We start from the raw sequence: 19,867 nt of genomic DNA, 5'->3' as shown, positions 1-19,867 counted from the left end.
TTTTTTACCGGCAAGAGACATAATCATGCGAAAACTCGTGATCTGGGCGCGGCGCGCCAGTTTTTTTCCGACGCTGCTGGCCTGTGTGGCCCTGTTCATCCTGATGGTGATGACATTCTGCGATGTCATCCTGCGGTCGGTTTTCAATGCTCCGATCGAGGCTGCGACCGAACTGACCCGGATTTTGATGGCCATTCTCGTGTTTTCGGTCCTGCCCATGATTTCCGCGGGAAAAGGCCAGATCGCGGTCGATCTCACAGACGGTCTGTTTTCCCGTCTTCGCCTTAGCCGGGCCCGTGACGCTGTGGTTTACCTGGCATCGGGCATCATGCTGATCTGGCCAATCAACAGGGTCTGGATCCTGTCCGAGCGCGCGCGCGACTACGGGGACGTCACAGAATACCTGTCGATCCCGGTCTTCTATGTCGGCTGGTTCATCACCTTCTTCACCGTTATTGCCGCCATCGCGATGGTGATTACCGGTCTGATGTACATCTTTGCACCCCACGCCCTGTCGGAGCAGACCCAATGACCGCAGCCCTGATCGGTTTCGCACTGGTACTGGTTCTGGTGCTGCTTCGTTTGCCCATTGTCTTTGCGATGGGTTTGGTTGGCACGTTTGGCTTCGCCTACGAACGAGGCGGCGCGATTTTTTCGGAACGGGGGCTCAAGGCCGCCATGTCGATGGTGGGCCGCCAGATCACGGACACCGCGCAGGACTATGGCCTGTCGGTTGTGCCGCTGTTCATCCTGATGGGACTGTTCGTCAACAAAGGTGGATTGGCGCGTGAGCTTTACGCGGTTTCTAACGCCTTCCTGGGGCATTTTCGGGGCGGTATCGCCATGGCGACCGTCGCCGCATGCGGTGGTTTTTCGGCAATATGCGGGTCGTCTTTGGCCACGGCTGCTACAATGTCCAAGGTCGCAATGCCGGAAATGCGCCGCTATCGCTATTCGGACGAGTTGTCGACCGCCTCGATTGCGGCAGGCGGGACGCTGGGCATTCTGATCCCGCCTTCGGTCATTCTGGTGATCTATGGCCTGCTGACCGAAACCTCGATCGGGAAGCTGTTTGTCGCCGGGATATTGCCGGGGATGATGGGCATCCTGTTCTATCTGTTCGCGGTGCGCTGGACCGTCTGGCGCAAGCCTGATTCAGGCCCTGCCGGCGAACGCCACGGCTGGGGCGAGCGTCTGACAGCACTGCGATCCGTCTGGGCCGTTCTTTTGTTGTTCTTTCTGGTGATCGGGGGCCTCTACGGCGCGTTTGATTTTCACCCGCTGAACCTGACCTTCAGCCCGACCGAAGCGGCGGGTATGGGTGCGATGGGCGCGTTCCTGATCGCCCTGTCGCGCGGCGGCCTGACGCTGAGTTCGACATTCGAGGTGCTGAAGGAGACGTCATATACAGCCGCGGCCTTGTTCTCGGTGCTGATTGGGGCGCAGATCTTTTCGAATTTCATCAACCTGGCTGGTTTGCCCGAAGCGTTGATTGCGCTGGTGACGGCATATGAAGTGTCGCCTTTCGTGGTGATCCTGATGATCCTGGGCATCTACATCATCCTTGGCTGCGTTTTTGAATCGCTTTCGATGCTGCTGCTGACGGTGCCGATCTTTTTCCCGCTGGTCACGTCGCTGGGCTATGACCCGATCTGGTTCGGTATCGTCGTGGTCGTTGTGACCGAGATCAGCTTGATAACTCCGCCCGTCGGTCTGAACGTGTTCATCCTGAAAGGCGTGGTGGGCGATGTGTCGACCGGAACGATCTTCCGGGGCGTGACACCATTCTGGGTTGCCGACATCTTCCGCCTGGCGTTGATCGTTCTGGTGCCTTGGCTGGTGCTGGTCCTGCCCGAGCAGATGGGCGCGATGGGGCACTGATGTTCGCGCTGACCGCACTTCCCGAAGGGTTTCATCAGGACCCGTATCCGACCTACGCCGCTTTGCGCGAGGATGCGCCCGTTTGTGTGCAACCGGATGGCAGCGTGATCCTGTCCAGATACGAAGATCTGGATCTGGTGTATCGCGATACACGCCGTTTCATTTCGGACAAGAAGGCGGTCTTTGGCCCGATATACGGGGTCGATAGCGCATTATTCGAACACCACACCACCAGCCTTGTGTTCAACGATCCGCCGTTGCACACCCGTGTGCGCAAGGTGATGGTCGGCGCGCTGAACCCCCGCGCGCTGGCGCAGATGGAGCCTGGGCTGGTCGAACTGGTTGATCGCCTGCTGGACGAGATGCAGGCCAAGGGCCAAGTCGAACTGATCGAAGATTTTGCCGGCGCCATTCCCATCGAGATCATCGGAAATCTTCTGGGCATTCCCCGTGATGAGCGTGAGCCTTTGCGGGACTGGTCGCTCGCGATACTTGGGGCGCTTGAGCCCAAGCTGACGCCCGAGCAGGAGGAGCAGGGCAATCGCGCTGTCGCCGATTTCGTCGAATACCTGCGCCGGATCATCGACGACCGCCGCGCCAGTCCGGGCGACCCGGAAACAGACGTCCTGACTCGTCTGATGCAGGGTGATGTGGACGATCGGTTGACCGAAGTTGAGCTGTATCAGAATTGTATCTTCATTCTGAATGCCGGGCACGAAACCACCACAAACCTGATCGGTAACGCACTGGATCTGTTGCACCGGCACCCTGATAAACGGGCTGAACTTCGGGCCAGACCCGATCTGATCACAACGGCGGTGGACGAATTCCTGCGGCTGGAAAGCCCGAACCAGTTCGGCAATCGCCTGACCACCGAGGCAGTTGAATTCCATGGTCACATGATCCCGGCGGGTACGGATATTCACCTCTGTATTGGTGCTGCCAACCGTGATCCGCGCCAGTTTGACGACCCCGATGCAGTGAAACTGGATCGCCGTCCCAACAAACATCACGCCTTTGCAGGCGGACCGCATACCTGCGTCGGGCTGACTCTGGCGCGAATGGAAGGGCGTGTTGCCGTTGGCCGTTTTCTCGAGCGCTTTCCCGGTTTTGTGTTGCAGGAGGGTGCGCAAAGAGGAAATCGCATCAGGTTTCGCGGCTTTGCCCGTCTGCCAGCTCGGGTGGCATAGATGCGGCATAGATAGGCATTTTTGCTATTTTATGTTTGACCGACCGATCGGTTAATAATAATTTGATCCGAACGACCCGGCCAAATTCGCCGACCGGATGCCAAGGATGAGGAGGCACATATGACCATCCAACAGATTTCCAGCTTTGCCGCCGGTGAATGGATTGCGCCGGGTGAAGGTGCCCGTTCCATCGCCAGTGCAGTCACCGGTGACGTGATCGCGACCGCGGGCAACAGCGCGCTGGACGTGCGGGCAATGCTGGACCACGCGCGGGATGCAGGCGGGCCCGCCCTGCGCAGGATGACATTCCACGAGCGGGCAAAGATGCTGAAGGCGCTGGCCATGCATCTGGGGCAGCACAAACAGGCACTGTATGATCTGTCTTTCGATACGGGCGCGACTCAATCCGACCACCTGATCGACATCGATGGCGGCATTGGCACGACTTTTGTCTACGCGTCCAAGGGGCGTCGCGAGATGCCTGACGGGCATGTCTTCCTGGACGGCGAGTTTGAGCAGTTGTCGCGCAACGGAACGTTCCTGGGCCAGCATGTATGCACCCCATTGCAGGGCGTCGCGGTGCATATCAACGCATACAACTTCCCGGTCTGGGGGATGTTGGAAAAACTGGCGCCAACTTTGCTGGCCGGGGTTCCGGCGATTGTTAAACCTGCCACCAACTCCTGCTACGTGACAGAGTTGTGCGTGCGCATCATGCTGGATTCAGGCATCTTGCCCAAGGGTGCCTTGCAGTTGGTGACGGGCGGATTGGGCGATATGCTCGACCGGCTGGGAATGCAGGACGTGGTCAGCTTTACCGGCTCGGCCGAAACGGCACTGAAACTGCGTGCCAATCCGGTGATCCTTGAGAACTCGGTGCGGTTTGTGGCCGAACAGGACAGCCTGAATGCCTCGGTTCTGGGGCCGGATGCGGAACCCGGAACGCCCGAGTTCGACCTGTTCATCAAGGAAGTTCAGCGCGAAATGACAACAAAGGCGGGGCAGAAATGTACGGCCATCCGCCGGATCATCGCACCGGAAACACATGTTCAGGCTGTGATCGATGCGCTTTCGGACAGATTGGCAAAGACGGTCATCGGCGATCCGAGGCTTGAAACCACCCGCATGGGCGCGCTCGTTTCACAAGGCCAGAGGCGCGATGTTCTGGAAAAAGCCGCGATCATCGGGCAGGAGGCCGAGCGGGTTTTCGGCAATCCCGAAGACTTCGCCATTGACGGTGCGGATGTCGAAAAGGGCGCCTTTGTCCCGCCGATGCTGTTCCATTGCGCCAGCCCTGATACGGCCCGGCGGGTGCACGATACCGAGGCCTTCGGCCCGGTCAGCACCATCATGGGATATCGTGATCTGGACCATGCGGTTGAATTGGCTAACAAGGGGCAGGGTTCACTGGTGGCGTCCGTGATCACCCGCGACCCATCCGTCGCGCGTGAGATTGTCATGGGGGCCGGGACCTATCACGGGCGTTTGTATTTCAACAACCGGGATTCGATGAAGGAAGCAACGGGCCACGGGTCTCCGTTGCCGCACATGGTCCACGGCGGCCCCGGTCGCGCCGGAGGCGGCGAAGAGATGGGTGGTGTGCGAGGGGTGCAGCATTACATGCAGCGCACGGCAATTCAGGGCTCGCCCGATATCCTGACCGCGATCGGCGACAGGTGGGTTTCCGGTGCGACCGAGATCAAAGGCCCGGCGCATCCTTTTACCCGTCGGTATCACGATCTGGCGATTGGCGAGACCATTCATACGGCACCGCGCACCATCACCATGGACGATGTCGAGCATTTCGCGCATTTCACGGGCGACACTTTCTACGCCCATATGGATCAGGCCGCGGCCGAGCGGAACCCGTTCTTCCCTGGTCGTGTGGCGCATGGTTATTTGTTGCTTTCGTTTGCGGCGGGTCTGTTTGTGGAACCCAACGAAGGTCCGGTTCTGGCCAATACCGGGCTGGACAATCTGCGTTTCATGAAGCCGGTGGAAGCGGGCGATGCGATCAAGGTGCGGCTGACTGTCATGAAGAAGACCGGGCGCAATGATGAATACGGAGAAGTGCGCTGGCACGTGTCGCTGACCAACCAGGATGGTGATCTGGTGGCGGAATATGAATTGCTGACAATGGTAGCCTACTGAAGCGGGCCGGATGGCAATTTCCTTTGGCCGGGCTATATTTAGGCTATGAAGGATCCGCATTCTGACTGGTTCGAAACCTGTGTTGCCCAGCTGACGGCGTCCGGCACGCAGCGGGTTTGGTCGGTGCTGGTATCGATTTTCGGCGATCTGGCCCAGAACGAAACCGATCAGATCAGCGGTGCCCTGATCACCCGGCTGACCGGGCTTGCCGGGATAAAGTCTGAAGCGACCCGGGTTGCTTTGCACCGACTGCGCAAGGAGGGCTGGATCGAAAGCACCCGAAGCGGGCGCAACAGCACGCACAGCCTGACGGCGTTTGGGCGCGCTCAAAGCGCCGCGGCGGTGCCGCGAATCTACGCCCGCGAAACCGTGCGCCCGGAAACCTGGCATGTCCTTATCGCGGACAGTTCGGACGGGTCCCGGCAGGAACTGGCCGATCTGCTGCTGACCGGTGACTACATTCCACTGAGCAGCACGGCAGCGATGGCTCCCGGTGAGGCTCCGGAAGGTATCGAAGACCTGTTTATTGTTCAAAGCGGTGACCTCTCGGTTCCCCGCTGGCTGCGCGAACGTTGCGGACCAGATGCGCTGAACGAAGGATATAAACAGCTTCTGACTCGATTGCGGGCGGTTCAGGAGAGCATTCCGGCCTCGGGTGTCGGCGATCCGTTTCAGGCGGCGGTCCTGCGGGTCCTGATCGTTCACAGCTGGCGCCGCATCGTTTTGCGGCACCCGGATTTGCCGTCAGAGTTTCTGCCCGAGGCGTGGAAGGGTCCGGCCTGCCGAAAGGTTGTTTTCCAGATCCTCGACAGGTTGCCGCGCCCTTCGATCAAAGCGCTTGAATCGGCTTTGACCGGATAGTGGTCCCGGTATTTCCCGGTGGCGAAGGTCGGTGTGTCGAACAATAAGTTACATTGAATCAGAAATGGCAAAAAATTCGTAACATATTACTTGCTTCGAATCATTGCGACCCGTATTAACCGACCACACGGTTGGTGTTTCTGGCCGTTGCGACAGGAGGCCTTTGATGGACGCATTCATTTGTGACGCGACACGTACCCCGATTGGCCGGTATGGTGGCGCGTTGTCTTCGGTCAGAACAGATGACCTTGCGGCGGTGCCGATCGCCGCACTGATGGCCCGGAATCCGCAGGTGGACTGGGCCAGTGTGGATGACGTGATCTTTGGCGATGCCAATCAGGCCGGTGAAAGCAACAGGAACGTGGCGCGTATGGCGGCGCTGCTGGCCGGTTTGCCGGTTGATGTTCCGGGAACCACCGTGAACCGGCTTTGCGCCAGCGGGATGGACGCGGTGGGCATGGCCGCGCGTGGAATCGGGGCCGGCGACTTCGATCTGGCAATTGCGGGCGGCGTGGAAAGCATGAGCCGCGCGCCCTTTGTCATGCCCAAGGCCAGCAGCGCCTTTAGCCGCGCTAATGCGGTTTATGACACAACGATTGGCTGGCGGTTCATAAACCCGAAGATGAAAGACATGTACGGCGTGGACAGCATGCCGCAAACGGCTGACAACGTGGCCGAAGACTATGGCGTAAGCCGCCAGGATCAGGACGACTTCGCGGCCCGCAGTCAGGCTCGCTGGCAAGCAGCGCATGAGGCGGGGATTTTCCGGGATGAGATCACCCCGGTCTCGGTCCCGCAGCGCAAGGGCGATCCGGTTGTCGTGGATACGGACGAACATCCCCGTCCCGGAACCGATGCTGCGAAGCTGGCCGGATTGAAAGGTGTGAATGGCCCCGACAAAACCGTGACTGCGGGTAATGCCTCGGGTGTGAACGATGGCGCAGCGGCGCTGCTTCTGGCCAGCGAGGTGGCAGCGCACAAGAACAGCCTGACACCGATGGCGCGCGTGGTTGGGATGTCCGCTACGGGTGTCGAGCCGCGCGTCATGGGCATCGGCCCGGTATCGGCCAGCCGCAAGGTGCTGGCCCGCGCCGGTCTGAGTATCGATCAGATGGATGTGATAGAATTGAACGAGGCGTTTGCGGCTCAGGGCCTTGCCACGCTGCGCGAGCTTGGTGTTGCCGATGATGCACCGCACGTGAATGCCAATGGCGGTGCCATTGCAATGGGTCATCCGCTGGGCATGTCGGGGGCCCGCATCGTGCTGACCGCGGCTTATCAACTGCAACGCTCGGGCGGGCGCTATGCGCTTTGCACCATGTGCGTCGGCGTGGGTCAGGGCGTCGCCCTGATCCTTGAACGCGTCTAAGGGAGGAGACCCCAGATGTATGCTCAACTTGTGAAAACGGCCGGAACCGGCGTCAAATCCAAAGGCGAGATGACGGATCAGGAGCGTGAGTTCCAGGACAAGATCGACCGGGATATCAAGATCGAACCAAGGGATTGGATGCCGGATGATTACCGCGCGACCCTGATTCGCCAGATCGGACAGCATGCGCATTCAGAAATCGTCGGCCAGCTTCCCGAAGGCAACTGGATCACCCGTGCGCCCACATTGGAACGCAAGGCCATCCTGCTGGCCAAGGTGCAGGATGAGGCCGGGCATGGTCTGTATCTTTACTGTGCGGCGGAAACGCTTGGGGTCAGCCGCGATGAGATCACCGAGATGTTGCTGGACGGGCGCATGAAGTATTCGTCGATCTTCAACTATCCGACCCTGAACTGGGCAGATATCGGTGCCGTCGGCTGGCTGGTGGATGGTGCGGCGATCATGAATCAGGTGCCATTGCAGCGTACATCGTACGGGCCGTACTCGCGCGCGATGATCCGCATTTGCAAAGAAGAGAGCTTTCATCAACGGCAGGGTTATGACGCCATCCGCAAGATGGCCGAGGGCACGCCCGAGCAGAAGAAAATGGCGCAGGACGCGCTGAACCGGCTGTGGTTCCCGTCTTTGATGATGTTCGGCCCCTCCGACAAGGATTCGGTGCACTCGGCGCAGTCGATGGCGTGGAAGATCAAAATCAACACCAATGACGAGCTGCGCCAGAAGTTCGTGGACCAGACGGTGCCACAGATCGAATTCCTTGGCCTCGATTTGCCGGATCCCGGCATCAAATGGAACGAGGAACGCGGCCACTACGACTACACCGACCCGGACTGGTCCGAGTTCTTCAACGTCATCAAGGGCAACGGTCCGTGCAACGTGGACCGGCTGGCTGCGCGCAACAAGGCGTGGGACGACGGCGCGTGGGTGCGCGACGGCTTGCTGGAACATGCCCGCAAGAAAGCCGCCCGCAAGCACGCGGCAGAGTAATCAGGAGGTTCCGCTATGAAAAATGAATGGCCCCTTTGGGAAATCTTCATCCGCGGCCAGCATGGGCTGAGCCACCGGCATGTTGGTTCGCTACATGCACCAGATGCCGAAATGGCGATCAAGAACGCGCGCGATGTCTATACGCGCCGCAACGAAGGCGTGTCGATCTGGGTGGTTGAAGCCCGGCACATCGCGGCCACCGCACCCGGCGAGAAGGGCCCCCTGTTCGAGCCCTCCGAGAGCAAGGTCTACCGCCACCCGACGTTTTACGACATCCCGGACGAAGTGGGGCATATGTGATGGCAGAAGTCGACAAACAGGCCCTGCTGCAATTTCTGCTGCGGATGGGCGACAACACTTTGGTCCTCGGGCACAGGGTGTCCGAATGGTGCGGTCATGCGCCCGTGCTGGAAGAGGACATCGCGCTTGCCAATACGGCGCTGGACCTGATCGGTCAGACGCAGCTCTGGCTGGGTTATGCGGCCGAAATTGAGGGCGAAGGCAAGTCGGCGGACGATCTGGCCTTTCTTCGCGACGGCTGGGATTTTCGCAACGTTCTGCTGGTCGAGATGCCCAATGGCGATTTCGGTCAGACCCTGATGCGTCAGTTTCTGTTCGATGCGTGGCATTCCATCATGCTGGGCCGGCTGATCAGATCGTCGGATCGGACTGTGGCCGAGATCGCTGAAAAGGCCAGCAAAGAAGTGGCGTATCACCTGGAAAGATCTGCCGACACGGTTGTCGGTCTGGGAGACGGAACCGAGGAAAGCCATAACCGGATGCAGGCCGCCCTGAACTATCTGTGGCCCTATGTCGGAGAGATGTTCGAAGGCGACGCGGTCGATGAGGCCATGGTTAAGGCCGGTATCTCGAGCGACCCCGGCCAGTTGCGTGAAGAATACGATACGATGGTGGGCCGGGTCCTGTCCGAGGCGACGCTGACCATTCCCGAAAGCCGCTTTGCCCATAAGGGTGGCCGCACCGGCCAGATGCATACTGAACATCTGGGCCATCTGCTGTGCACGATGCAGTGGCTGCCGCGTGCCTATCCCGGTTGCCGGTGGTGACAGTGATGGCGCGGCCCTCCGTCGGTGAAATCTGGCAGTGGCTGGACCATGTGCCCGATCCGGAAATCCCCGTGATCTCTCTGGTGGATCTGGGGATCATCCGCGACGTCGCGTGGGAAGATGATCTTTTGGTTGTCACGGTCACACCAACCTATTCGGGTTGCCCGGCGACCAGCGTCATCAATCTGGATATCCAGACGGCGCTGCGCGAAAAGGGGATCGACCGGCTTGAACTGCGCCGTCAGCTTTCACCTGCATGGACCACCGACTGGTTGTCGGACAAGGGGCGCGTGCGTCTGGAAGAGTTCGGCATCGCACCGCCGCAACCGGCAGGCGGACCCGAACGCTGTCCGCGTTGTGGTGGCAACCATCTCGAAAAACTCAGCCAGTTCGGCTCGACCCCCTGCAAGGCGCAGTGGCGGTGTTGCGACTGCCTGGAACCGTTCGACTATTTCAAGTGCATCTGAGGGAGGAACCCATGGCGCGCTTTCATGATCTTGAAGTCACAGACATCCGCAAAACGATCCGCGACGCGGTGGTCGTGACGCTGAAGCCCGAGAATGGTGCGGCTGCCGAGTTCGAGTTTAAGCAAGGCCAGTACCTGACATTTCGCCGCGACTTTGACGGTGAGGAGCTGCGCCGATCCTATTCGATCTGCGCGGGTAAGGATGACGGTGTCCTGCAGGTCGGCATCAAGCGGGTCGATGGCGGTGCGTTTTCGACCTGGGCCAACGAAGATCTGAAGGTGGGGGACACCATTCAGGTGATGCCGCCGATGGGTGGGTTCTTTACCGAACTGGATGCCGGAAACGAGAAGCAGTATCTGGGTTTCGCGGGCGGGTCCGGCATTACCCCGGTGCTGTCGATCCTGAAAACCACCCTGTCACGCGAACCCAATTCCAGTTTCACGCTTGTTTACGCCAACAAGAGCGTGAACTCGATCATGTTCCGCGAGGAGCTTGAGGACCTTAAGAATAGCTTTATGGGACGTTTCAACGTCATCCATGTGCTCGAAACGGATGCCCAGGAAATCGATCTGTTCACCGGAATGGTGACGGAAGAGAAATGCGCGCAACTATTCAAAACCGGTTGGATCGACATCGAAAATGTCGATACCGCATTCATTTGCGGCCCCGAGCCGATGATGTTGGGCATAGCCCGTGCATTGCGTGATCATGGACTGGATGACGGTCAGATCAAATTCGAACTTTTCGCCAGCGCCCAGCCCGGTCGGTTGAAGCGCAAGGCCAAGGCCAAGGATGCCGCCAGCAGCGCCAATACGGCAAAGGCCTCCATCACGCTGGACGGCGCAACCCAGACCATCGATATGCCCAAGGACACGACGCTGCTGGACGCGGCTTTGCAGAACGCGATGGATGCGCCCTATGCTTGCAAGGCCGGGGTCTGTTCGACCTGCCGCTGCAAAGTGATTGAGGGCGAGGTGGAGATGGTGACCAACCATGCGCTGGAGGATTATGAGGTCGAGAAGGGCTATGTTCTGTCCTGTCAGTCCTTTCCACTGACCGACACTGTCGTCGTCGATTATGATCAATAAAGAAGGGGACCTGTCATGCCGGATGATATGAGCATTGAAAGCTACCTTGCGCAGGGTGGGGTGCTGACAAACCCTTCGAACGTGCCTTCGCGGTATCGCGCCGAACTGATGAAGCTGATGGCGACCTTTGTGGACAGCGAGCTGGCCGGTGCCGCCGGGTTTGCCGACGTCATTAACACCGGCCCGGGCATCAAGGAACGTATTGCCGCCGCCAAGATCGTGTTGGAGAAAACCGATAACGCCGATCGTGTCCTGACCATCATGGGTGAGTTCGGTGTCAATACGAAACGCTACGCGACGCACCACCCCTGGGCTGCGCGGCTGGACCGTTCAGCCGATATTGGCGCGACCCGCAACGAACATGATATGCGACTTGCCGTCTTCAATTATCCGCTTGAAGGGTGGACGGACGCAGTGGTCATGAACCTGATCATGGGGTGCGCTGTCGGCGTGCAACTGGCCGAATTCAGCAGTGTCTCATATCAACCTCTGGCCGAAGCCTTTCGTGCAATCGCACCGGTTGAGGCGCGCCACGCCGAGTTGGCCGAGGAAGGTGTGGCCAGACTGGCAGAGGATGGTGATACGGCCGCGATTCAGGCGTCGGTCAACTATTGGTGGCCACGCGTCGCCGTTTCCTTCGGGGGGGATGACCCGGCGCGGCTGAAAGATCTTCAGGCGCTGGGGCTGCGCCGCACCGGGAATGCCGAACTGCGCGATCGCTGGATTGTCGCGGCCTCGGCTATTCTTGAGAAATACGGGCTGGAAGTTCCGCGATAGCTAAGAACAAAGGCCGTCTGTTATTCAAAAAACAGACGGCCTTTTTGCCACGTTATTTGTTCAGTTCTTTGGCATGCAGCCAGTCTGCGTGTTTCGGGGCCTTCTTGGTCTTTGACCATTCATCTAGCATCAGCCATTTGACCTCATCCATGCGCTTGAGCATCGCCTCTTCCTCGGGATCGGGGCAGGCCAGTTCGACCCGGTGCCCGTTGGGGTCGAAGAAGTAGATCGAGTGAAAGATGGAGTGGTCGGTGACGCCCAGAACCTCGACACCGTTGGCTTCCAGATGGTCTTTGAACTGCAGCAGCGTCTCGCGGTCTTTCACCTTGAAGGCGATGTGTTGCACCCAGATCGGCGTGTTGGGATCGCGACCCATCTCGGGCTTGGTCGGCAGCTCGAAAAAGGCCAGAACGTTGCCGTCACCCGCATCCAGAAACAGATGCATGTAGGGATCAGGCTCGTGGGTCGATGGTACGTGATCCTCGGCAATGGCCAGGATGAAATCCATGTTCAGCATCTTGCCGTACCATTCGACGGTTTCCTTGGCGTCCTTGCAGCGATAGGCGACGTGGTGGATTTTCTCGATTTTCACGTGTTGTCCTCCTGTTGAAGCGACGCGGCGCGCAAGGCTTGTCGCAGCACAACGTTGTCCCCGATATGGTTGGCCAGGACCAGCACCAGGCGCGCGTTCAGCGCGTCCCCCTGTGCCTTGTCCAGCCCTTCATGTGCATCCAGCAGATCGGCGTAGAACCCATCGGTACTGTCGAAATTTGGCGTGAGGATCAGATCGGCCATGGCGATTACTCCTTACCTGTGGCGCGGCGGACCGCATGCCGGAATGCGTTTTCTTCGTAGGTGTCGCGTCGCGCCGCCACGTGCTGATCTGGCCGGATCAGATAGACCCCCTGCGGCGCATCACCCAGATAGCGGCGCTTCAGGGCCATTGTCCGGTCGTCCTTGATCGACAGGGCCAGGCGCGAAACCGTGATACCGTCCACCTCGATCTCATCCGGGGCATCGGCATCAATGGTCATCAGGGTGAACTTCCCGGCCAGTTTCGGCAGCAGGAAGCCGTCCCCCAATGGCGCATCTGGGCAGGGCGAGCCCGGACGGGTCGAAGCCGGCCCGTTCAGCGCATCCGCCGAATTCAGGGGCGAGCCATCATAGGTGCAGGGAACGCTCAACCGACCGGAGTTCACCATCGGACGGGCGAATTCATAATGTTCGCTCAGATCCAGCACCGCGTCGCGCATGATGCGGGACATCTGGGATTTCGGTGTGATGAAATCCGTGGACCTGGTCGAATTCAGGATATTCTCATCCGCCCCGTGGATACGTTCGATATCATAGCTGTCCAGAAGCGTTTCCGGAGCCAGACCGTCGATCACCAGCTTCAGTTTCCAGCACAGGTTGTCCGTGTCCTGCAGGCCCGAGTTGGCACCGCGCGCGCCAAACGGGCTGACCTGATGCGCGCTGTCGCCGGCAAAGATCACCCGGTCATGGCGGAACTGTTCCATCCTGCGGCACTGGAAGGTGTAGATGCTGACCCACTCCAACTCGAACTCGACATCATCGCCCAGCATAGCCTTGAGACGCGGGATGACGTTTTCGGGGCGCTTCTCGCGCTCTTTGTCGATGTCCCAGCCCAGTTGCAGGTCGATGCGCCAGACGCCGTCCGGTTGTTTGTGCAGCAACGCGGATTGCCCCTTGTTGAAGGGCGGATCGAACCAGAACCAGCGCTCGGACGGGAAGTCGGCCTCCATGATCACGTCGGCAATCAGGAAGTTGTCCTCGAACACACGGCCAACAAAGTCCTTGCCCAACATGGCCCGCATCGACGATCCGGCCCCGTCGCAGGCGATCACCCAATCCGCTTCGATGGTGTACGAGCCTTCGGGCGTTTCCACCTCAAGCCTGACGTGATCGGGATGGGTGCCGACCGCCTCGACCTTGTTGCGGCCCCGGATCTGGATCGGTGCGCCCTGCGCCTGCATTTCGCGAACCCGCTCGACCAGAAACTGCTCGAAGTAATATTGCTGAAGATTGATGAAAGCCGGGCGCTGATGCCCGTCCTCGGGCAGCAGATCGAAGTTGTAGACCTGCCGGTCATCGAAGAACACCTTGCCCTTGTTCCAGACGACGCCCTTGTCGACCATCGCCTGACCGCATCCCAGCCGGTCGAGGATTTCCAGCGGACGCTTGGCGAAACAGATGGCCCGGCTGCCAAAGCTGACCTTGTCATTGTCATCCAGCACCACAACCTCGACCCCTTGCTGTGCAAGATCGATGGCAGCGGCCAACCCGACCGGGCCCGCGCCGACAACAATGACCTTGTGACGCACCGGTGTCGGCGCGGTCTGATCCGGGCTGGGCTCGTATGCATAAAGAGGGTCTTCGAAAATCTTGTTCACAGGCTCTCTCCCCAGGTGTTGCGCAACAGGGCGCAGAAATTCGAACCCTGGCGCGCAGGCGCCAGAGCGTCAGGTCAATAGTTTCACCGTCTGATTCGGGTCGCCACGATCTGAATCAAACCGGCCCCAGTTCGTCAGCCTTGCAGGGCTTCCCACATTTCAAGATCGCGCTGGGCGGTCCAGATGCGGGGATGGGCGATACCGCGGGCTTCGTCATAGGCGCGGGCGACGTTGAAGGGCAGGCAGTGTTCATAGATCGCGTAATCGGAAAATTTCGGGTCGCATTCGGCGCGCACGGCATCCCATGCCTCTTTCAGCGATCCGCCGCGGGCAGCAATCCTGCGAACAGGCCGGTAGGTGCTGTCTACAAAGTCGCGGGTGTTTTCGATGGCCTTTTCCACCATCTCCTTTCCAACCAGCGCATCGCCGCGCCCCGGTGCGATGGCGTCCACGTCATAGGCCTTGATGTTGTCCAGGGTCTGACCCCAGTCGGCGAAATGCCCGTCGCCGCAATAGCAGGCCGAGTGATATTCGACGATATCGCCGGTAAACATCACGTTGTGATCCGGCACGTGAATGATGGCGTCGCCTGCCGTATGGGCGCGACCGATCTGTTTGATGTCGACGCGGCGTTTGCCCAGGAACACGGTCATGCCGTCCGAGAAGGTCGTTGTCGGGAAGGTCAGGCCCGGAATGCTCTCATGTCCTTCGAACAGGCGCGGAAAACGCTGGAATTCACTGTCCCAATCTTCCTGCCCGCGTTCCAGAACCATGTTGTAGGCTGCGTTCGACATGATCACCTGCCCGGCGTCAAAGGCGCTGGCACCCAGAACGCGCACGGCGTGATAATGTGTCAGCACCACGTGGCTGATCGGCTTGTCAGTAATGGATCGGACACATTCGATAACCTTGTTTGCCAGACGCGGTGTGGCCTGTGCCTCGACGATCATCACGCTGTCATCGCCGACGATGACACCGGAATTCGGGTCCCCCTCGGCGGTAAAGGCGTACAGCCCGTCGCCGATTTCATCGAAGGTGATTTTCTTTTCGCTCAGATCGCCCTGCGAGGCGAATGCCTTGGCCATTTCCTGTTCCTTTGACGTTCCGTCATCCGCACAGCAATAACCGCAGCGCGGCGGGTGGGTCCCATAAGTTACGATCCGGGCGGTCAGCCTGTGCTGCCTTCGCCCTGACATGCGAATACGCCAACGACGGGTTCTGCCGCCTTGATCTGAGACAGATCGACACGTCCGCTGACGTCTATTTGCTTCTTCTTGCGCTGCGCGTCAATTCAAATATTGAGCCGATGGATCAAATATTGCTTTGACCTTCTGCTCTGTCAAGCTATTCATGCATGGGGTAAGGATCATCAGGTCTGGTTTGCGAGGTGACATGGCGGAAGGCCCATCAACAGTACATAAGGCGCTGTCATTGCTGGAGTTTTTTGATGAAAGACGCCACCGTATCGGCCTGAGCGAGCTTTCGAAATTGTCCGGTTACAACAAGGCGACAACGATGCGGTTTTTAGCCGCGCTGGAATCCAAGGGCTTTGTCGAACAGGACGAGGAAACACGTTTGTTCAATCTGGGCCCCGCGTTTCTGCGGTTTTCCCAATTGCGCGAGGCCAGTTTTCCGCTTGTCGATGCGGTAAAGATCGTGTTGCGGGATCTGAATGCGATCACGGGCGAAACGGCGCATGCGTCGCGCATCGCGGGCCAAACGCTGGCCAATATCGCCACGATCGAAAGCAAAAGCATGAACCGGGTTATCATAGGATCAGGCGAGTCGCTGCCGTTGCACGCGACGGCCTCGGGGCTGGCCTATCTGGCTTTCGCGGCCCCTGCCTTTGTCGAGCCGTTTATTGAAGGGGGCGCCTTGCAGTCGCATACGACGCAAACCCAAACCGATGCGGCTGCAATCCGGCAGCAACTGGATCAGATCCGTCGGACAGGCCTTTCGATTTCAAGCGGCACGTTCGAGGAAGGTGTGATCGGAATAGCGGCCCCGTATTTTGGCCCCAGCAACAAGGTTTGCGGGGCCGTGGCCGTGGCTCTGCCCGCCGTTCGGGCGACCGAGGCGCATCAGAGCATCATCGAGGAAAATGTCAGGAAGGCCGCCAAGCGACTGACATTGTTGCGCGGCGGCCGGTATCCCGAAGCGATAGACAACGGAGCGGTATCCGACAACGGGTAGGCGGGCGCGTGGTCCGAAGGCTTGGCGAGGGTACAAAAAAATGCACCTCCTTTGATGGGAGGCGCATTATCAAAAGACTACATCGAAAAAGAGATGACGTTCAGCCGTTTGCGGCGATCAGTTCGGACTGTGCGACGATGACTTCGGCCTGTTTTATTGAGGCGATGTCGACCAGGCGGCCCTTGTAGACCGTTGCACCTTCACCATTGGCTTTTGCCTGTTCCATCGCCGCCAGAATCTCACGCGCTTCGGACACAGCTTCGTCTGACGGGGTGAACACCTGATTGGCCAGAGCGATCTGCTTGGGGTGGATTGCCCATTTGCCGACCATGCCCAAAGTGGCCGAACGTTTCGCCTGCGCGATATAGCCTTCGTCATCCGAAAAATCGCCGAACGGCCCGTCCACCGGCAGAATCCCATGGGTCCGGCAGGCGGCGACGATGGCGGCTTGTGCCCAGTGCCACGGGTCGGACCAGTGCTTTTCGCCCTCGCGCAGCATGTAGTAGTTTTCCTGCGTTCCGCCGATGCCGGTTGTCTGCATGCCCATCGAGGCTGCAAAATCAGCGGCACCAAGACTCATCGCTTGCAAACGAGGAGAGGACGCGGCAATGGCCTCGACATGCGCGATACCGGCAGCGGATTCGATGATGACTTCGAAACTGATCGGCTTGGTGCGCCCTTTGGCCCGTTCGATGGCGGTGACAAGGGCATCCACGGCATAGACGTCCTCGGCGCAGCCCACTTTGGGGATCATGATCTGATCCAGGCGGTCACCGGCCTGTTCCAGCACATCCACGACATCACGATACCAATAGGGAGTATCCAGCCCGTTGATGCGTAAGGACATGTATTTGGAGCCCCATTCGACGGTGTTCAGCGCCTCGATCACGTTGGCACGGGCTGCATCCTTGTCGGTCGGGGCAACCGAGTCCTCAAGATCCAGATTGATGACATCCGCAGACGAAGCGGCCATTTTCGGGAACAGCTTGGTGTTCGATCCCGGCCCGAACAATTGGCAGCGGTTCGGGCGTGCAGGGGCGGCGGGTTGGATGCGAAAGCTCATCGGGACCTCGTGCGAGAAAGGAAATTGCGGTATTCTTGCTCAATGAGGTATTAAATTGCGCGGTCAGGCGCAAGCGCCTTTGTGCAGCTGCGGCAATGCTGTTGCAGCATTCGCCGAAAATCGGTGCGTTGACGGTGACTAAAGTTTAATCAGTTTGAAAACTTGCAAGATTGTCCCGAAATTCTGCGGGTTAATGCAAGATAATCCTATTGCGTGGGGTGCGTCCGGGCGAAAATGCGAAACGCTCGTTTGCTGCGTTCTTTAGCCTGCGCCGGAATCAAAGGAGTGCATGGCGATGATCGAAACACCGTATCTGCTGTTTTTGGGCGATGCGCCCGACCAATTGGCGGCCAAAGTGGCTGTTGGCATCAAGGACTGGCGACCGGAGAATGCCGTGGGCCAGTATCGGATGGAAGGCTGCAAGGCCGATCTGGGTCTGACCGACATGTCTTTGGTCGAAGCGCGTGAGGCTGGTGCCAAGACACTTGTGATCGGGGTCGCAAACCGTGGCGGTGTGATCAGCCAGGAATGGAAAAAAGTTCTGGTCATGGCGTTGGAGGAAGGGTTTGACCTGGCTTCGGGTCTGCACAACCTGTTGCGGGATGAGCCCGATCTGGTTGCCGTGGCAGAAGCCACCGGGCGCACGCTGCATGATGTCCGGGTGCCCGAGGTGGACTACCCGATTGCCAACGGCATCAAGCGCAAGGGCAAGCGCTGCTTGGCCGTGGGGACGGATTGTTCGGTGGGCAAAATGTACACGGCGATGGCGATGGATGCTGAAATGCGCAAGCGCGGCATGAAATCCACCTTCCGCGCAACCGGTCAGACAGGGATCCTCATCACTGGTGACGGTGTGCCGCTGGACGCCGTCATTGCGGATTTCATGGCGGGCTCTGTCGAATGGCTGACACCTGACAATGACGAGGATCACTGGGACCTGATCGAAGGGCAGGGATCCCTGTTCCACGTGTCCTATTCGGGTGTGACCATGGCCTTGATCCACGGCGGCCAGCCTGACGCGCTGATCCTGAGCCATGAACCGACGCGCGAGCATATGCGCGGCTTGCCGACTTACCAGCTGCCGAGTCTGGAAGACCTGCGCGACACGGCGCTGGCACTTGCGAAAGTGGCGAACCCGGACTGTCAGGTTGTAGGCGTATCGGTCAACACTCAGCACATGTCCGAGGAAGATGCGACCGCTTATCTGGCCAGAATCGAAGCCGACATGGGCCTGCCGGCAACGGACCCGTTCCGATTTGGGTCGGGCAAGCTGGTGGACGCGCTGGCTGCGTTGTGATCTGAACGTTTCGCCGGCGGCAGGCGCTGTTCTGCCTCCGGCGGGAGTATTTGGAAAAAGATGAAGGAGCGTGTTCGTGCAGATTGAAGTTTCTCGCGATGTGTTTCGGCTGGCGCAGGTCTTCACCATCTCGCGCGGGTCGCGAACCGAGGCGAGGGTGCTGACCGTTCGGATTTCGGACGGGACGCATCAGGGGTGGGGCGAATGCGTGCCATACGCCCGGTATGGCGAAACGCTGGATTCGGTTGAGGCCGAGATCGCGGGTTTGCCTGCGAATATATCCCGGGAGGCGCTGACTGGTTTGCTGCCCGCTGGTGCCGCGCGGAATGCGGTTGATTGCGCGCTTTGGGACCTGGAGGCAAAACGCGCGGGCAAGCGTGTGTGGGAAATGGCCGGTTTGCCGATTCCGGGACCTGAAATCACGGCATACACGCTGTCGCTGGATACGCCTGAGGCGATGCAAAAGCAGGCGGCCGAAAACGCGAACCGGCCGCTGTTGAAGATCAAGCTGGGAACTCCGGACGACATGCCGCGGCTTGAAGCCGTTCGCGCTGGCGCGCCTGACGCAAAAATCATCGTGGACGCCAATGAAGGGTGGTCCGCTGAGGTATATGCTGATCTTGCCCCGCATCTGGTGCGTCTGGGTGTGGCGCTGGTCGAACAGCCGTTGCCTGCAAGTGATGATGAGGCACTGATCGGGATGGACCGCCCGGTACCTGTGTGTGCTGATGAATCCTGTCATGACCGGGCCAGCCTGCCTGCGCTGAAGGGCAAATATGACGTGGTCAACATCAAGCTCGACAAAACCGGAGGTCTGACAGAGGCGCTGGCGTTGCGCGAACACGCACTGGCCGAAGGTTATCGCGTGATGGTTGGCTGCATGGTCGGCAGTTCGCTGGCGATGGCGCCTGCGACATTGCTGGCGCAGGGAGCGATGGTAACGGACCTTGACGGTCCGCTTCTGTTGGCCGAAGACCGCGACAACCCGCTGATTTTTGATGACGCCGGAGTTCACCCGCCCGTGGCGGCACTTTGGGGCTGAGG

At 59.4% G+C, this 19,867-nt stretch carries 20 protein-coding genes; 15 read left to right on the top strand and 5 right to left on the bottom strand.

Going from position 1 to position 19,867, the window contains the following annotated elements:
- Window positions 1–25: 25 nt before the first annotated feature.
- The 12 genes from ACR0CG_RS06905 (at window position 26) to ACR0CG_RS06850 (ending at window position 11,859) form a co-directional block, all read left to right on the top strand.
- The gene (locus ACR0CG_RS06905; protein ID WP_480523635.1) at window positions 26–532 is read left to right on the top strand and encodes a TRAP transporter small permease; all 507 of its coding nucleotides are present in this window, start codon (window positions 26–28) and stop codon (window positions 530–532) included.
- Entirely contained in the window at window positions 529–1,881 is a 1,353-nt protein-coding gene (locus tag ACR0CG_RS06900; protein WP_170616009.1) for a TRAP transporter large permease, read from the top strand. Before ACR0CG_RS06905 ends, ACR0CG_RS06900 begins: the two co-directional genes overlap by 4 nt.
- On the top strand, window positions 1,881–3,071 hold the full coding sequence (locus ACR0CG_RS06895) for a cytochrome P450 (protein ID WP_480523633.1): 1,191 nt from the start codon (window positions 1,881–1,883) through the stop codon (window positions 3,069–3,071). Before ACR0CG_RS06900 ends, ACR0CG_RS06895 begins: the two co-directional genes overlap by 1 nt.
- Before the next feature lie 120 nt (window positions 3,072–3,191).
- Window positions 3,192–5,222, top strand: coding sequence for a phenylacetic acid degradation bifunctional protein PaaZ (gene paaZ / locus ACR0CG_RS06890; protein ID WP_480523631.1), 2,031 nt, complete (start codon window positions 3,192–3,194; stop codon window positions 5,220–5,222).
- Between the two features lie 45 nt (window positions 5,223–5,267).
- Window positions 5,268–6,083, top strand: coding sequence for a PaaX family transcriptional regulator C-terminal domain-containing protein (locus tag ACR0CG_RS06885; RefSeq protein WP_480523629.1), 816 nt, complete (start codon window positions 5,268–5,270; stop codon window positions 6,081–6,083).
- Between the two features lie 166 nt (window positions 6,084–6,249).
- Window positions 6,250–7,452 (top strand): 3-oxoadipyl-CoA thiolase, encoded by a 1,203-nt coding sequence (gene pcaF, locus ACR0CG_RS06880; RefSeq protein WP_480523627.1) that lies wholly within the window; start codon window positions 6,250–6,252, stop codon window positions 7,450–7,452.
- A gap of 15 nt (window positions 7,453–7,467) precedes the next feature.
- Window positions 7,468–8,460 carry a 1,2-phenylacetyl-CoA epoxidase subunit PaaA gene (gene paaA / locus ACR0CG_RS06875; protein ID WP_480523625.1) on the top strand — a complete coding sequence of 331 codons (993 nt, stop codon included), beginning with the start codon at window positions 7,468–7,470 and terminating at the stop codon, window positions 8,458–8,460.
- Between the two features lie 15 nt (window positions 8,461–8,475).
- Complete coding sequence (gene paaB / locus ACR0CG_RS06870; RefSeq protein ID WP_170616022.1) at window positions 8,476–8,760, top strand: 1,2-phenylacetyl-CoA epoxidase subunit PaaB; 285 nt, start codon at window positions 8,476–8,478, stop codon at window positions 8,758–8,760.
- Window positions 8,760–9,527, top strand: a complete 768-nt coding sequence (gene paaC / locus ACR0CG_RS06865; RefSeq protein ID WP_480523623.1) for a 1,2-phenylacetyl-CoA epoxidase subunit PaaC — start codon at window positions 8,760–8,762, stop codon at window positions 9,525–9,527. The genes paaB and paaC overlap by 1 nt, the downstream gene beginning before the upstream one ends.
- Before the next feature lie 5 nt (window positions 9,528–9,532).
- Complete coding sequence (paaD, locus tag ACR0CG_RS06860; RefSeq protein ID WP_170616027.1) at window positions 9,533–9,994, top strand: 1,2-phenylacetyl-CoA epoxidase subunit PaaD; 462 nt, start codon at window positions 9,533–9,535, stop codon at window positions 9,992–9,994.
- 11 nt (window positions 9,995–10,005) lie between these two features.
- On the top strand, window positions 10,006–11,082 hold the full coding sequence (locus ACR0CG_RS06855) for a 2Fe-2S iron-sulfur cluster-binding protein (protein WP_480523621.1): 1,077 nt from the start codon (window positions 10,006–10,008) through the stop codon (window positions 11,080–11,082).
- Between the two features lie 15 nt (window positions 11,083–11,097).
- On the top strand, window positions 11,098–11,859 hold the full coding sequence (locus ACR0CG_RS06850) for a Phenylacetic acid catabolic protein (RefSeq protein WP_480523619.1): 762 nt from the start codon (window positions 11,098–11,100) through the stop codon (window positions 11,857–11,859).
- A 52-nt stretch (window positions 11,860–11,911) separates the two neighbouring features.
- On the opposite strand, the gene ACR0CG_RS06845 is transcribed toward ACR0CG_RS06850, so the two are convergent.
- From ACR0CG_RS06845 to ACR0CG_RS06830, 4 genes are all read right to left on the bottom strand, one after another.
- Window positions 11,912–12,451 carry a VOC family protein gene (locus ACR0CG_RS06845; RefSeq protein ID WP_170616033.1) on the bottom strand — a complete coding sequence of 180 codons (540 nt, stop codon included), beginning with the start codon at window positions 12,449–12,451 and terminating at the stop codon, window positions 11,912–11,914.
- Window positions 12,448–12,654, bottom strand: a complete 207-nt coding sequence (locus ACR0CG_RS06840; protein ID WP_480523617.1) for a DUF2783 domain-containing protein — start codon at window positions 12,652–12,654, stop codon at window positions 12,448–12,450. The genes ACR0CG_RS06845 and ACR0CG_RS06840 overlap by 4 nt, the downstream gene beginning before the upstream one ends.
- A gap of 5 nt (window positions 12,655–12,659) precedes the next feature.
- Window positions 12,660–14,270 (bottom strand): FAD-dependent oxidoreductase, encoded by a 1,611-nt coding sequence (locus ACR0CG_RS06835; RefSeq protein WP_480523615.1) that lies wholly within the window; start codon window positions 14,268–14,270, stop codon window positions 12,660–12,662.
- 134 nt (window positions 14,271–14,404) lie between these two features.
- Window positions 14,405–15,355 (bottom strand): MBL fold metallo-hydrolase, encoded by a 951-nt coding sequence (locus ACR0CG_RS06830; RefSeq protein ID WP_480523824.1) that lies wholly within the window; start codon window positions 15,353–15,355, stop codon window positions 14,405–14,407.
- Window positions 15,356–15,620: 265 nt separating this feature from the next.
- Between ACR0CG_RS06830 and ACR0CG_RS06825 the strand changes: the two genes are divergently transcribed.
- Complete coding sequence (locus ACR0CG_RS06825; RefSeq protein ID WP_480523613.1) at window positions 15,621–16,463, top strand: IclR family transcriptional regulator; 843 nt, start codon at window positions 15,621–15,623, stop codon at window positions 16,461–16,463.
- 100 nt (window positions 16,464–16,563) lie between these two features.
- Here ACR0CG_RS06825 and ACR0CG_RS06820 read toward each other — a convergent pair whose 3' ends face one another.
- A complete protein-coding gene (locus ACR0CG_RS06820) occupies window positions 16,564–17,526 on the bottom strand; it encodes an L-malyl-CoA/beta-methylmalyl-CoA lyase (RefSeq protein ID WP_480523611.1) in 963 nt (320 codons plus the stop codon).
- A gap of 295 nt (window positions 17,527–17,821) precedes the next feature.
- Here ACR0CG_RS06820 and dgcN point away from each other — a divergent pair, with 295 nt between their 5' ends.
- Both dgcN and dgcA read left to right on the top strand, forming a co-directional pair.
- Window positions 17,822–18,823 carry an N-acetyltransferase DgcN gene (gene dgcN / locus ACR0CG_RS06815; RefSeq protein WP_170616045.1) on the top strand — a complete coding sequence of 334 codons (1,002 nt, stop codon included), beginning with the start codon at window positions 17,822–17,824 and terminating at the stop codon, window positions 18,821–18,823.
- 76 nt (window positions 18,824–18,899) lie between these two features.
- On the top strand, window positions 18,900–19,865 hold the full coding sequence (gene dgcA / locus ACR0CG_RS06810; RefSeq protein WP_480523610.1) for an N-acetyl-D-Glu racemase DgcA: 966 nt from the start codon (window positions 18,900–18,902) through the stop codon (window positions 19,863–19,865).
- Window positions 19,866–19,867 lie beyond the last annotated feature (2 nt).

Source organism: Ruegeria sp. AB8, assembly GCF_056542605.1.
Note: the sequence above shows the minus strand (reverse complement) of the source record. Positions and strands in the feature narration are given on the sequence as shown.

Coding starts and splice junctions, on each gene's coding strand:
- ACR0CG_RS06905 (WP_480523635.1), top strand. CDS start 26: ATGCGAAAACTCGTGATCTGGGCGCGGCGCGCCAGTTTTTTTCCGACG.
- ACR0CG_RS06900 (WP_170616009.1), top strand. CDS start 529: ATGACCGCAGCCCTGATCGGTTTCGCACTGGTACTGGTTCTGGTGCTG.
- ACR0CG_RS06895 (WP_480523633.1), top strand. CDS start 1,881: ATGTTCGCGCTGACCGCACTTCCCGAAGGGTTTCATCAGGACCCGTAT.
- paaZ (WP_480523631.1), top strand. CDS start 3,192: ATGACCATCCAACAGATTTCCAGCTTTGCCGCCGGTGAATGGATTGCG.
- ACR0CG_RS06885 (WP_480523629.1), top strand. CDS start 5,268: ATGAAGGATCCGCATTCTGACTGGTTCGAAACCTGTGTTGCCCAGCTG.
- pcaF (WP_480523627.1), top strand. CDS start 6,250: ATGGACGCATTCATTTGTGACGCGACACGTACCCCGATTGGCCGGTAT.
- paaA (WP_480523625.1), top strand. CDS start 7,468: ATGTATGCTCAACTTGTGAAAACGGCCGGAACCGGCGTCAAATCCAAA.
- paaB (WP_170616022.1), top strand. CDS start 8,476: ATGAAAAATGAATGGCCCCTTTGGGAAATCTTCATCCGCGGCCAGCAT.
- paaC (WP_480523623.1), top strand. CDS start 8,760: ATGGCAGAAGTCGACAAACAGGCCCTGCTGCAATTTCTGCTGCGGATG.
- paaD (WP_170616027.1), top strand. CDS start 9,533: ATGGCGCGGCCCTCCGTCGGTGAAATCTGGCAGTGGCTGGACCATGTG.
- ACR0CG_RS06855 (WP_480523621.1), top strand. CDS start 10,006: ATGGCGCGCTTTCATGATCTTGAAGTCACAGACATCCGCAAAACGATC.
- ACR0CG_RS06850 (WP_480523619.1), top strand. CDS start 11,098: ATGCCGGATGATATGAGCATTGAAAGCTACCTTGCGCAGGGTGGGGTG.
- ACR0CG_RS06840 (WP_480523617.1), bottom strand. CDS start 12,654: ATGGCCGATCTGATCCTCACGCCAAATTTCGACAGTACCGATGGGTTC.
- ACR0CG_RS06830 (WP_480523824.1), bottom strand. CDS start 15,355: ATGGCCAAGGCATTCGCCTCGCAGGGCGATCTGAGCGAAAAGAAAATC.
- ACR0CG_RS06825 (WP_480523613.1), top strand. CDS start 15,621: ATGCATGGGGTAAGGATCATCAGGTCTGGTTTGCGAGGTGACATGGCG.
- ACR0CG_RS06820 (WP_480523611.1), bottom strand. CDS start 17,526: ATGAGCTTTCGCATCCAACCCGCCGCCCCTGCACGCCCGAACCGCTGC.
- dgcN (WP_170616045.1), top strand. CDS start 17,822: ATGATCGAAACACCGTATCTGCTGTTTTTGGGCGATGCGCCCGACCAA.